This is a genomic window from Flavobacterium ustbae (assembly GCF_003946915.1).
GTDB lineage: Bacteria > Bacteroidota > Bacteroidia > Flavobacteriales > Flavobacteriaceae > Flavobacterium > Flavobacterium ustbae.
Genome location: NZ_RPOC01000005.1, coordinates 65,568 through 77,774 on the forward strand (window position 1 = coordinate 65,568; position 12,207 = coordinate 77,774).

At 43.7% G+C, this 12,207-nt stretch carries 13 protein-coding genes; 6 read left to right on the plus strand and 7 right to left on the minus strand.

Annotation, left to right across the window (positions count from 1 at the left end):
- Positions 1–221 precede the first annotated feature (221 nt).
- Positions 222–404, minus strand: coding sequence for a DUF1214 domain-containing protein (locus tag EG814_RS21340; RefSeq protein ID WP_125721378.1), 183 nt, complete (start codon positions 402–404; stop codon positions 222–224).
- A 699-nt stretch (positions 405–1,103) separates the two neighbouring features.
- Between EG814_RS21340 and EG814_RS08935 the strand changes: the two genes are divergently transcribed.
- From EG814_RS08935 to EG814_RS08955, 5 genes are all read left to right on the plus strand, one after another.
- The gene (locus tag EG814_RS08935) at positions 1,104–1,511 is read left to right on the plus strand and encodes a hypothetical protein (protein ID WP_125721037.1); all 408 of its coding nucleotides are present in this window, start codon (positions 1,104–1,106) and stop codon (positions 1,509–1,511) included.
- 60 nt (positions 1,512–1,571) lie between these two features.
- Positions 1,572–1,802 carry a hypothetical protein gene (locus EG814_RS08940; RefSeq protein WP_125721039.1) on the plus strand — a complete coding sequence of 77 codons (231 nt, stop codon included), beginning with the start codon at positions 1,572–1,574 and terminating at the stop codon, positions 1,800–1,802.
- A gap of 223 nt (positions 1,803–2,025) precedes the next feature.
- On the plus strand, positions 2,026–3,438 hold the full coding sequence (locus EG814_RS08945; protein WP_125721041.1) for a hypothetical protein: 1,413 nt from the start codon (positions 2,026–2,028) through the stop codon (positions 3,436–3,438).
- Positions 3,439–3,492: 54 nt separating this feature from the next.
- The gene (locus EG814_RS08950) at positions 3,493–4,482 is read left to right on the plus strand and encodes a hypothetical protein (protein WP_125721043.1); all 990 of its coding nucleotides are present in this window, start codon (positions 3,493–3,495) and stop codon (positions 4,480–4,482) included.
- Between the two features lie 531 nt (positions 4,483–5,013).
- Positions 5,014–5,328: a DUF6965 family protein gene (locus EG814_RS08955; protein WP_125721045.1), complete on the plus strand. Its 315-nt coding sequence runs from the start codon at positions 5,014–5,016 to the stop codon at positions 5,326–5,328.
- Positions 5,329–5,423: 95 nt separating this feature from the next.
- Here EG814_RS08955 and EG814_RS08960 read toward each other — a convergent pair whose 3' ends face one another.
- Positions 5,424–5,873 carry a response regulator gene (locus EG814_RS08960; protein ID WP_125721047.1) on the minus strand — a complete coding sequence of 150 codons (450 nt, stop codon included), beginning with the start codon at positions 5,871–5,873 and terminating at the stop codon, positions 5,424–5,426.
- A gap of 911 nt (positions 5,874–6,784) precedes the next feature.
- On the opposite strand from EG814_RS08960, the gene EG814_RS08965 reads away from it, so the two are divergent.
- Complete coding sequence (locus EG814_RS08965) at positions 6,785–8,080, plus strand: nucleoside hydrolase-like domain-containing protein (protein ID WP_125721049.1); 1,296 nt, start codon at positions 6,785–6,787, stop codon at positions 8,078–8,080.
- Between the two features lie 613 nt (positions 8,081–8,693).
- Here the strand turns inward: EG814_RS08965 and EG814_RS08970 are convergent.
- The 5 genes from EG814_RS08970 to EG814_RS21180 form a co-directional block, all read right to left on the minus strand.
- A complete protein-coding gene (locus EG814_RS08970) occupies positions 8,694–9,152 on the minus strand; it encodes a methyltransferase family protein (protein WP_125721051.1) in 459 nt (152 codons plus the stop codon).
- Positions 9,153–9,334: 182 nt separating this feature from the next.
- Complete coding sequence (locus EG814_RS08975) at positions 9,335–10,360, minus strand: NAD(P)/FAD-dependent oxidoreductase (protein WP_125721053.1); 1,026 nt, start codon at positions 10,358–10,360, stop codon at positions 9,335–9,337.
- A 25-nt stretch (positions 10,361–10,385) separates the two neighbouring features.
- On the minus strand, positions 10,386–11,336 hold the full coding sequence (locus tag EG814_RS08980; protein ID WP_206430296.1) for an alpha/beta fold hydrolase: 951 nt from the start codon (positions 11,334–11,336) through the stop codon (positions 10,386–10,388).
- 21 nt (positions 11,337–11,357) lie between these two features.
- Entirely contained in the window at positions 11,358–11,654 is a 297-nt protein-coding gene (locus tag EG814_RS21175) for a Rossmann-fold NAD(P)-binding domain-containing protein (protein ID WP_235830936.1), read from the minus strand.
- Positions 11,655–11,682: 28 nt separating this feature from the next.
- Positions 11,683–12,156: an SDR family NAD(P)-dependent oxidoreductase gene (locus tag EG814_RS21180; protein WP_235830937.1), complete on the minus strand. Its 474-nt coding sequence runs from the start codon at positions 12,154–12,156 to the stop codon at positions 11,683–11,685.
- Positions 12,157–12,207: the final 51 nt, after the last annotated feature.

Consider the following 12,207-nt stretch of genomic DNA (forward strand, 5'->3'; position numbering starts at 1 on the left):
CTTCCATAATATTTAAGGAGTATGATTTACCTACAAATGAGATCAATAATGAATTTACTTTTTAGTATTTATGCTTTTATATAAAAAAACTTAGAAATAGCTGTCGGTCCATCCTATTTTTTAACAAGCTGAGACAGTTTATAAGTTCCGTTAAGCGCTTCTTCTTTTGGCTGGTACATTGTCAACATTACATAAAATGCCCCATTTCGAGCCGGCAGCAGTTATCTGTGTTTTTCGGCATCGCATTTCTGTATAATAATTTCAAAGGAGCCGTCATTATTTCTTTTTAACCCATTTGAATCTCCTCCTAGCTTGTAGCGATTTAAGTCATTCTTCGCCAGTAATTTATTAAATGAAGCTTTATTGGAATACTTATTAATAGTGTCGGTAATTAGTAATTGAATTTATATTTCTAAAACAAAAAAATAGACAAAAGACTGGAAGAAGAATATGCAATTAATACAAATGGCAGCCGTTACAACTTTTAGCCCCGATAGCAGCGGGAATCCTTTTGCGCGGTTTTCGGCGCAAAAGATTACTTCGTAAGTTCGCTATCGCTCGTGTGGAACGGATAGCGGGAACAGCTCCAAAAAAAAAAATAAAAAAAATAAAACTAAACCAATACTTATACCCTCTTCCTCATACCCTATTCATCATACCTCATACCTCATACCTCATACCTCATACCTCATACCTCATACCTCATACCTCATACCTCATACCCCATCCCCATACCCCATTCTCTTACCCTATCGCCCAAACATCACCACCCATACCTGCCAGCACATATTCTATCACCTGCATCCTGCCGCCCATACACAGCCGCCCCTGTCCGGCTGTCCCGTCCGCCTTGCCCATCTGATTGCCATTTTATAAATGAAAACCATTTTTCTGTAAGAAAAACTGCCCCCGCCTCCCTTACATTTGACATAAGGCAGAACATAAAGGGAAAGCAGAAAACCAAAATCCAAAACCCAGAGGCAGAACGCAGGGCGCAGAGCTGAAAGCCCGGAGCGCAGGCCCGCACCTGAAAGCCGATACAGCCGCTTTACGGGCAGGCCGCTAAAAAAAAACACCAGCAGCCAACCTTAAAAAACAATAAAATGAAAAATCAAGACACACCGCAGAATACGCCGCAGGACAAAGGCAATCCCCAGAACCAGGCCGCAGGCCCCAATAGCAGTAACCCAAACACCAACCCTTACGACTCGGAGAACCTGGACCAGGAATCAGACAGCCCCTCCAAGGACATAACCGAAAAGGACATCGAAAAAGACCTTATGGAGAACGACCCATCTGAGGGGTTTGAAACAGATATTGATACCCAGAAGAGAGATGGGGAACAAAATGATTCCTTTGAAACGATCGATCCCGATGATGGCAATCCCGTAAACAGGGAATTCGAGATCGGCCAGCTCGGCAGTGAAGAGCTTCAGCAGGATGAACTTGCAAGGGACGAGTCAGAAGGCGGCCCTGCCCGCTTCCACAAGCCCTCGGAGCGGAAATTCTAACAGGCCCCTAACACACAGCAGGGCTTTTACAAAAATTACAAACCATTAAATTAAAAAATTATGACACCACAGCAGAACCACGATACGCACTATCAGGATGATAATGCCTATCACATCGGGGAAGAACAACACCATTGGGAAGAAATGGAGCACTCAGAAGAGGCCGCTAGCCTTCATCTGAGCGAGGAGCGGTCTGCCGACCGCCAGCCCACCGAACTTGACCATGACGACGCCGACAGAAGGACCCTTGACGAGTCCCAGGCGGACGAGGACAAGGACGATGAGCATTAAGATTTCATCTTAACGATACAAAAAAGAAAAGCCTGCGCGATGAGAGCATTCCGCAGGCTTTTTTTATAATTTGCACTCCTGCTCCTAAAGCGGACCTGGGGGCTGAAAGAATCTGACAATGAAGCTTCACAAATCAAAACATAAATATATTTGCATATAATTTCAAAATAATGACGGATTTATGTTAATTTGCAGCGATTATGCCAGTGATTAAACAAACAAAATGAAAAAATCAAATCCAGCCCGCATCAAGATCGGTTTTGACCTCCTGCATGATGCCTGCCTGCGGCACTGCATTGCTTTGGGCATAACCCTGATGGGTTTTTCATCCCACGCGCAGAGCATCGCCATCCCCATAGAGCAGACCAATCCAAACTTCACCCTCACGGCTGTCCGCAGCGGATTGGGAAGCGGATATGAAAGCTATCTGTTTTATGTCCAGAACAATACCGCACGGGAATATGAAATTGTTGTCCAGATCGATCTTGAGCTGGCCTGTGAAGGGACAAAATCATTCAAGCTTGGCGTAAACAGCATAGTGCATCTGCGGGCCAATGAAAAATTCACCCCTTCCAAGGATTATGTGCATAATTATTTCGGAAACAAAGACTGCGCAATTGCGGAAGGCAAATCATATACCCTTTTTAAGAGCCTGCGCTATTCCATCAGCAGCGTGGTGGACATAAGCAGGGAAAATGAAGATGCAGCGGCGAGAAAGAACGCACAGCAGCAGCAGAAAATGGAAGCGGAAAGAAAAAACCAGCAGATCCGCAAAGAGCAGCAAGACCAGCAAAGATCCGCCCAGCAGGAGAGGCAGGAAAAACTGCAGAACCCAGCAGCCCTTCAAGGGCAGGCCCAGCCCAATATCCAGCGCCAGCCTGTACAAAGCAGCCCTGCAGAGCAGCAGGCCCAGTACCGGCAGAAACTGGCTGCGGATCGGGCATACAATGCACAGCGTGAAGAGACTATAAATAAAGGCGTCAGCGATATGACAAACCTGATATCGGGATATATACAGCAGAACCGCGCCGACAAAGAAAGAAAAGAAGCCTTGGAAGAGCAGCGCGCTCTGGAAGAGCAGCAGCGCCAATATGAGCTGAGTTTGAAAATAAGCGGCCGAAAAAACGCCTTCCAGGCAGTCCCCGGGAAAGATATTCCGCTGGCATCTCAGGAAAAAGCCCCAACCATTTATTATTTCATCTATTCCCATAACGGTTTGGAAAGCGAGTATGGCGCAAGCGCCTACGTTTCGAATGTTTTTGAAGTGGGAAGATACAATGACGGCACCCGGGCCTACACGGCCACAGTTAAAAATGAAATTGCCGGCCTTACCCCTTACCCTGAAACACTGCATGGCTATTATTACACCCTGGATCAGGCCGAACAAAAAAGATCGGAGCTGATCGGCAGCCTGCAGAATTACGGCGTTATGATAAACTATATTACTTATAAAGGAAAGCCCGGCGCTGCAGGGGCGGCTCAAACAATAGAAAACCAGGGGCCAAACTATGGCAGTTTAATTGAAAAACCGGCAAAAGCCGATTTGCGCCCCGCAGATGCGGCCGCGCCAAAAACCCAAGCTGCAAAATCCACACAAAAGAAGCCTGAAAAAAATTACGGCACAATTATCGAATAAGCGCTCTGCAGATGATAACAGCCAGAGTACACCAAACCCAAAAATGAACAATTTATGAAGCTGATACTTTACTTTTTCCTGCTTGCTGCTGCGCCAGCTTCTGCCCAGGCCATTGCCGAACTGAAATTTGAAGAGGCTGAGACCGCTTATAACCAGGGCAGGTATGAACTCACAATCCAAAAAGTGAACGAATTTGAAAAAGCCGTCGGCGGGGTGAGCGATAAGTCGCTTTATCTAAGGGTAGTGTCCCAGGACAAACTGCTTAACCCTTCTGCTTTTTACGATGACCAGAAACAATTTGACCTATACCTTTCCCTATCGGCTGATGCAGAGAAATATATCAAAGCAATGGAGAGCAAAGGGCTGGACGATAAATTCAAGGAGGTATACGCCATCAGCGAAAAATTAAAAAGCCTGAATCTGCCAAAAAGCAGAGCGGCATACCTGAAGGAAAGCACGCGCATAGCAAAAGAAAAACAGGAGATATCGGATAAATGCTCAAAAGGCTTTGATGCACTTTCAATCGACAGCCTGCCTTTTGACATCACCCTTGATGAATTCCTGGCCCAATACCCAAATGCCCTGGGAGAAAAGAAATACAAACTCACTAAAGGAACCAGGTTTGACCTGTATCAGCCTAAAAGCTCTTATGACTTTTACAGCACAGATCTGAAATTTGATTTTCTTCCCGTTAATATACTATACGGCACAGTAAAGACAGGGGATATATCAATACTTGTGAAAGACAATAAAATAATCGGCTACCAGAAGCAGATTTTATGGGATTCAGGAAAGGTTTTTAAAGAACAGGAATTTTCCAGCAGCTACAATGAATTATATTCTAAATACTCACAGCTCTATAATTGCGCCCCAATGAAGCAGAGCGAGGAAATTCTGCCTGAAGGGCTGAGACAGGTTTCCTATTGGAAGCTAAACGGCAAAACCCTGCTGATCAATAAATCCCACAGCAGGCAGGCAAAATATTACTATCATTCCTTGATTTGCCGTGTAACCAAAAGTGATCAGGCTGTTGAAGGTTTTTAGACAGTGACATGAAGATCTCCCCTGTGTTTGAATGCACTGTAAGGCTGTGGAAAATTTTGCTGCAAAAAGCCCATCTAATGTGTATTATTAAACTGGAAAAGCCTGCGCCAAGGGCGATGATCATTTCTTTATAATGCAATGCCGGCTTAATATAGCCAATCAGAATCCAGATTACTATTTCCAAAGGACTTTAAACAAGCGGATCTGACGCTTTTTTTTCACAATACAATCCGGCATCCTAGCCCCGATAGAAGCGGAAATCCTTCCGCGCCGGGGTTCGGCGCAGAAGATTTGAGCGGATAGCGGGATTAGCTCCAAAAAAATTATATGTACTCGGCGGCTCGCGCATACCCAACTGCATTACGCTAAAAACGTTCCAACAGGTCATTATTCAAGCCCTGCAGAATCCACTCCATCTGCAAGAAAAAAACAAAAGCTTTCTTTCTCCTATCAAAACAATACTGGCACTAAATATAGCAGAAACACTTCACCAACCTTGACACGCGCGCGCTTATTGCCTATTTTTGCAGCATGAATTACGAAGAGATCAAACGCCATTTCGAGAACCATCCCCCGCCGAAAGAAGTGCAGCTGACCCCTTGGGCCAATATCACCGATACGCAGGTGTTCCTTAAGAGCTGCTACTCCACCATTAGAAATTTCAGCGGCCCCATGGAGAGATGCCCCGCCTTGTGGCACCTGCGGGATTTTTACATCCTGATGAAAAAAAGCCAGAAGAGCGCCGATCCGATAGCAATCCCCGCAGGGCAGACTGAAGCTGAAGAAAATACAACTCAGATGACAGCATCAGAACATAACACGGAGAAGTCCGAGGCCGAAGCCTGACCTGTCCATAACACCGCATCACCTTACCTTACAATCATAAAAAAACAGCCCCGCATCTGAGCTGCGGGGCTGTCTTCTGTAAGGATCCCAGCCTTTCAGGTAAGAATGAACCTTTTCTTATCTCTTGCAAATGCGCTCCAGTCGATCATAAAAACGGCCCAAAGCAGCTTTTTAAGCTCCTGAAACGTGGCGGGCTTCACGGCATAGAGATCAGCCCCCAGCGCGTAGGAAAGATCAATATTTTCAGGATTCCTGCTTGTGGAGAGCATAATTATCTTAAGGCAGCCAAAAGGCGCCCCTGCGCCTTTTATCTCCCTTAGGCATTCAAAGCCGTTTTTTCCCGGCATGTTGATATCTAAGAACAGCAGCTCGGGCATCTCTGCCCCGCTCCCTCTAAGGAACTGCAGGAGCTGTCCTCCGTCGGCGGCCTGCCCAACTCTAATGTGCAGGTCAAGCTCATCCACTGCATCGAGAAAGAGCAGCCTGTCATCCTCGTCGTCATCGGCATGGAAAATAAACTTATGGAAATTCTTGAGCTGGAGCATCGTTTTCAAATTTAGGGCAGTTCAATGAAGGGCAAATGAATCTGCAGAAGTTATACTAAAAAATTAATACAATCCTGCAATGGGTAAACGATAGAAGTATGTTCCGCGTGCGGCTGGTGAACTGCAAATATAGGGCTAATTTTTCAGAAAATCGCTGCAAATGATGCAAATCTGCAGCGCCTGCCGCAATCAGGCGTGCGGCGTCTTCGAAGGCACAGTCTAACCTGCGGGCCTGGTGCATCGGCGAAAATTATAGTTCCCTGCCATAGTCTGCTTCTATTGCCGCAAAACTTTCTTCCAATATTTTAGCCCCGATAGAAGTGGAAATCCTTTTATGGCGGGGTTCGCCGTAAAAGATTGAAACAAATAGCGGGAAAAAGCTCCAAAAAATAATTCTAACCCTAAAAAATAATCTAAAGGATAACTGGCAATGACGATCAATCTAAATTAGATTCCACCGGCAAAGTCTGCATCATCTCTCCCAAGCAACAACAACAACAACAACAACAACAACAACAACAACAACAACAACAACAACAACAACAACAACAACAACAACAACAACAACAACAACAACAACAACAACAACAACAACAATTATCGTTTATTTAACAGACTCAAGTTCGGATTAAATAAGAGTATATAAAATAGTTAAGGGCGCAAAAATGCCCTCTTAACTTTGCTCCCTTTTTTGTTAGCATTTCCACTTCCTGAAGCATTACATATTTTGGATAACAATGGCCTTTAGTATTTATTTTTTAGTAGTTTTGAAAAACCAAAGATAAGACTCATAGATGCGGCAGAACACAGGAATATTATTATATCATACATCATTAATGCAGGCAAATAACTGTGATAAGCAATTTCCTATAGCAGCGCAGAGCAATTATTTCAGATTTAAATTTTTCGATATGAAAATCCAATTTTATATATTTTGTTTTTTAAACTTCTATCTGACCGCCGTGTATGGTCAAAAATTGCCGCCAGCAGTACCGCGGATACTCATCAGCACTGATATTGGCGGAACAGATCCGGACGATAACCAGTCTTTGGCGCATTTGTTAATGTATAGTGATAAGTTCGAAATTGAAGGTTTGGTTTCATCGCCTTCCTATGGCAATGGGAGCAAACAGGAAATATTGAGAATGATTGGCCTGTATGAAAAAGATCTTCCAAAACTCCAGAAACATCAGCAGGGATTTGCGCAGCCTGAATATTTACGATCCATATCAAAACAAGGCTATCACGGAAACGTTTCTTTTATCGGCTGCTCAAAAGCTACCGAAGGCTCTGACTGGATTATAAAATGCGCTAAGAAAAAAACCACGCTGCCTTTATGGGTTTTATGCTGGGGAGGTCTGGAAGACCTGGCCCAGGCCTTACATGACAGTCCTGATATTCAAAATAAAATCCGCGTTTACTGGATTGGAGGCCCCAATAAAAAATGGAGCGCAAACAGCTATGCCTATATTGCCTCCAATTTTCCAAACTTATGGTTCATTGAAAATAATTCTTCTTACTATGGATTATTCTCGCACAGTGATGAGCCGGACAGCGTGAGAATATCAGATTACTATAATAAATTTATTCAAGATAAAAGTTACCTGGGCAGGGATTTTAAAAATTATTACAACGGAGAGGTCAAGATGGGCGATACTCCGTCTCTGCTTTATATGATGGACGGCAATCCAGAGGATCCGACGCGCGAGAGCTGGGGAGGCAGTTTTGAAAAAATCAATTATAGCCCAAGAATCGTGCTAAACCGCACTACAACCATTAAAGACAGTATAGCATTCTGCTCCATAATGGAGTTTCGTTTCTCCGGACCGAAAATAAAAGCTGCAAAAGAATCAATCCAATTCTCAATGGAAGTTCCATATGGCAGCACGACTCAAAAATGGCCGGGCTATTATATCGGGAATGGTATTTTCGCAATCAGATATATTCCCAAAAAAGCGGAAATATTAAATTATAAGTTCTCATCCAGCATCGAAGAAATTAATGGCAGAACCGGAATAATAGCCGTATATAACATATGGCCTGGAATAAAAAGCAGGGATGATTACCCGCTGGGAAGCAATTGGTTTACCGATAAGCAGGATAAAGATCTGTATTTTGGAAAAATACAAGGCGGTAAAACCGTTTCTAAATGGAGAGAGGAAATTTTATTAGACTGGGCCGAACGATGGAGCTGGCTTAATGAATAAATTGAGGTGCAGTAAGCTGAATTCAGCCGAATAAAAGTTATCATCCTGCTGTGCAGTATCGTTGAGCTATTTACACTGCCGGATTTGATCTTTGAGAACGAGCCCTTTTTATAGAATTTGACAGCGGGAGTATCAGAACCGCTTTTATCAATGTTTATTACTCTTAGCGGCAGTTACTGCTGATTGTTTTAATCAGAAATGGCCGGGCACTCATTCTCTGCCATTTTCTGGTCAAAGAAAGCCAGCTTTATTATCTCGTTTATCCGCTGCCCTGTGCAGATAACAGCAAATACCTTTTATTTTTATATCATTTTCATCCAATCTCCATCCTGTCCCCGCTTCCCCCCTTTCTCTTATTCATCTCTTATTCAATGAAAGCTGCAGATTCATAAAGCCGGCGGCATTGCAACTCGAACCGCAATGATTCCGCTAACCGTCCTTATTGCTGCAGCGCCACAACAGCTCAGTGTAAATCTTAATTTAAAAACAAACTTCCTGAAGAATTATAGATTTTGGAAAAGCTGTGATCTTTTCACTTTCTTTTAGTATTAAAATTCAAAAGATAAAATCCATGCATAAATGCAGCAGAACCTCTTAGGGCCCTATAACCTTTTCAAATCAACCACCTCGGGGTTTTCTTTTTATATTCCAGGTATGGCCCGCCGAACCAATCTTCCATCCATTTCTCTTCTCGAAGTACAAATTGCGTGTGAAGTATTAAAAAAAAGATAGGAATTATAATTAGCGGTGATAGTGTTCCTAAAAGTGTTGAAGTGCCAATAAGCATAGTGATATACCCCAGGTACATCGGGTTTCTTGTATACTTGAATGGTCCATTTGTTACAATTACAGCTGCCCGGGTACCTGGCCGAGGATCTGTGCCAAATTTTCGAAAGAACATGCCACTTCCAATAGCAAGAGAAAATCCAAGAACAATTAGTATGATTCCTGTGTATCTCCAAGGAAAAACCAGCCAATGTCCTATTGGAACAAATAAATTGAGTAATATCATCGCAGTTAATCCTACAACAAAATAAAATGGAGGGGGTATGCGGGGTATTGAAGTTTTCATGCTGATTGATTTAAAAACTGCCTGCTGCTGACGGTTAAAAGTTTGGTGGTGATGGTATTCCGTGTTCCGTCCGCCGACAACTGAAGACGAAAGATGATCTAATATACAAGTTTTATTCTACTGCTGATGCTGCGCTGGGTCAGTCGCCATAACCAAGCACAGCTTATATGCAGCTATTATTGTTATTTTGAAAAATCTTCTTCTGTCATTGCATTATTTAAGAATACTCCTGTATTATTCCCTGTTGATACAGCATATGATACAGCACGAATAGGATTGCTGCTGTCTCCACAAGCGAATATATTTTCCACAGTGGTCTGCTGAAATCCATCTACTTTGATCAGTCCCTGGTCTGTCAGTTCACAACCCAGTAATTCGGGGATTTTACAGTGCTGTTCAAAAGGAGGTCTTGAATAGACAGCTTCCAATTCAAAACTTGAATTGTCTGAAAAAATTATTTCTTCAACAACACCGTTTTTGTGTTTCAATGAGGTGATTTCCTTTTCAACTATTGAAATATTGTGCCTTTTGATTTCATCGGTCTGCTCTTGTGTCAATTCCGATCTTCCATTGGTAAACAGGGTCAGATCCTTCGTCCAGTTATGAATCAGACGGGCCAGATGAAATGCACCATATCCATTTGCCAAAATCCCTGTTTTTTGATTCTTTACTTCGTAGCCGTGGCAGTACGGGCAATGAAGCACGCTGATTCCCCAGCATTCAGAGAATCCCTCAATTTTTAGCATGCTGTCTTTTAAGCCTGCTGCAAAAATGAGTTTTTTCGCTGCAAATACTTTTCCTGATTGCGTTGAAATCTCAAATCCTTTATCGGTTTTCCTTCCACTAGCGGCAAGGTCCGTTACGAATTTTACAGTATCGTACTTCAAAACTTCTTTCTTAGCTTTATCCGCGATAACGGCCGGCGCTGTTCCGTCTTGGGTCAAGAAATTATGGGAATGGGGAGTCTGTCTGTTGCAAGGCAGACCGCTGTCAATAATCAGGACATTTCTTAATGCCCGTCCCAAGGCCATTGCTGCCGAAAGCCCTGCATAACTTCCGCCAACTATAATTACGTCAAAATTTTTGTTATTTGTCATTTCATTAAAATTTAAAAATGATGTTAATGGTAAAGGTAAAGCTAAAACCGATAAAGCCAGCCCGCCCTTTTTTATCAGTTCTCGTCTTGATATTTTTTTCACGTCAGCCATTTGTTTTATAGATCTGTGTCGTTTCTTAAAGTGCAAGGCTCCATACCGCGATCCGTTCCGCGATTGCCTCGGGTGCCTCGATGTGAAGGAAGTGGCCGATGTCTGGGACGACCTCCATTGCATGCTGGGCGGCGAACCGATGTCGGTCGTCAACCTGCGCAGGGAGGATGCAGCCGTCGTTGGCACCGTAAAGCTGCAGCAGGGGCACCTTGATCGGCTTAGACATGCGTCGCGTCGCCCCAATCATGCCAGGTCGCAGCATCGCCCGGTAGTACTTTAGAGGTGCAGGCATGCTCGCCCGCAGGTGCTCATGCAGCTCCGCCTTGAGATCAGGATCGAGCGAGAAGCCGGGCGACCACTGACGCCAGAGGTGGTCGATGAGGGAGAGATCGCGGGCGGTGGCTGCCCAGCCGCTTCCTGGCAGTTGAAAAAGCCCCATGTACCAGCTCCGGCGCAGCTGAGCCAGGTGCGTCAGCCGTCTCATGAACGTGAGCGGATGAGGGATTCCAAGCGCGACCGCACGTACAATCTTCTCTGGTGCTGTAACGCAGGCATCGTATGCGATCAGGGCACCCCAGTCGTGGCCAATCAACTCCACAGGCCGTCCCGGAGACCAGCGGTCGATTAGTGCGAGCACGTCGCTGGTGAGCGATACAAAGTCGAACGGCCCAGCAGTTGGGGACGGAGAGTAACCGCGAAGCCAAGGTGCGACGACGTAACGTCCGCGGCGGCCGAGCTCGGCTAGGAAGAGCCTCGAGGTCGGTGGATGGTCTGGGAAGCCGTGCAAGAAGACAGTTGGCTGGCCATTGGGATCACCACCCTGCAGTGCGTGAAAGGTGCCGTGCGGCAGGTCGAAGGTGACGTGTTCGAACTCCATGTGTGTCATCTCTTCTCCAGGAGTCGTTGAATGAGAGACGATGTCTTTGCTTTTTGATATGAACTCACCTTGTTCTGATTCGCTGCGAATTTTCTCCATTGTATTGATATTTAAGATGATTTATTTTGCTGTTTTTACACTTTTATATATTGCTCCTTCAAACTGTGGATAGGCGTAATTATTAAGAAATAGTACCACTGCTGCCATTTTTCCTATGATGTTTCGGAATTTTGGATTTTTAGCATTTATCACTTTAATAATTTTGTTCACTATTAGAGAAGGCTCATCTCCATTTGCCAAACCATTTTTGATATACTTATTCACTTGCTCTTTATAGTTGCTGTATTCTGTTATATTTCCATCAATAGCAATCATATTTATGCCAATATTTGTTTTTGCCCACATAGGCTCTACCATGCTAACCTTGATATTAAATTGGCTTACCTCAACGCAATGACTTAAAGAATCCTTCTAAGGCATGTTTGGATGCAGCATATATGGGGTGCATAGGTAAAGATAAAAGCCCCATCATTGAACTCACTGTAACAATTTGACCAGACTTTTGTTTCCTGAAATAAGGCAAAATTGCTTTTGTTACATTTACTGTTCCCCAAAAATTAGTTTCAAATTGAAGTTTCCCTGCCTCTGCTGAAGTTTCCTCTGCTAATCCAATGAGCATATAACCCGCATTATTCACCAGAACATCTAATTGTTTTACGGTTTCAAATAATTGCTTTGTAAATTCTTCTATCGATTTTTCATCTGTAACATCTAAAGACAATACCTTGAAAGGAACTGTGGCTTGCAGTTTTTCTGCATTTCTGCTAGTACCAATTACATTGTGTCCTTCTGTATGCAGCTTGTTTGCTAACATCAATCCAAAACCTGATGATGCTCCTGTAATTAAAATTGTTTTCATCTTATTTTCTTTTTTAACCCAACAGAAACATAGTTTTATACTTTTTAAAGA

Excerpts from the sequence above, each read along its gene's own strand:
- EG814_RS08975 (WP_125721053.1), bottom strand. The coding sequence starts at position 10,360 with ATGGCTGACGTGAAAAAAATATCAAGACGAGAACTGATAAAAAAGGGC.
- EG814_RS08970 (WP_125721051.1), bottom strand. The coding sequence starts at position 9,152 with ATGAAAACTTCAATACCCCGCATACCCCCTCCATTTTATTTTGTTGTA.
- EG814_RS08960 (WP_125721047.1), bottom strand. The coding sequence starts at position 5,873 with ATGCTCCAGCTCAAGAATTTCCATAAGTTTATTTTCCATGCCGATGAC.
- EG814_RS08945 (WP_125721041.1), top strand. The coding sequence starts at position 2,026 with ATGAAAAAATCAAATCCAGCCCGCATCAAGATCGGTTTTGACCTCCTG.
- EG814_RS08980 (WP_206430296.1), bottom strand. The coding sequence starts at position 11,336 with ATGGAGAAAATTCGCAGCGAATCAGAACAAGGTGAGTTCATATCAAAA.
- EG814_RS08955 (WP_125721045.1), top strand. The coding sequence starts at position 5,014 with ATGAATTACGAAGAGATCAAACGCCATTTCGAGAACCATCCCCCGCCG.
- EG814_RS08950 (WP_125721043.1), top strand. The coding sequence starts at position 3,493 with ATGAAGCTGATACTTTACTTTTTCCTGCTTGCTGCTGCGCCAGCTTCT.
- EG814_RS08965 (WP_125721049.1), top strand. The coding sequence starts at position 6,785 with ATGAAAATCCAATTTTATATATTTTGTTTTTTAAACTTCTATCTGACC.
- EG814_RS08940 (WP_125721039.1), top strand. The coding sequence starts at position 1,572 with ATGACACCACAGCAGAACCACGATACGCACTATCAGGATGATAATGCC.
- EG814_RS21175 (WP_235830936.1), bottom strand. The coding sequence starts at position 11,654 with ATGGTAGAGCCTATGTGGGCAAAAACAAATATTGGCATAAATATGATT.
- EG814_RS21180 (WP_235830937.1), bottom strand. The coding sequence starts at position 12,156 with ATGAAAACAATTTTAATTACAGGAGCATCATCAGGTTTTGGATTGATG.
- EG814_RS08935 (WP_125721037.1), top strand. The coding sequence starts at position 1,104 with ATGAAAAATCAAGACACACCGCAGAATACGCCGCAGGACAAAGGCAAT.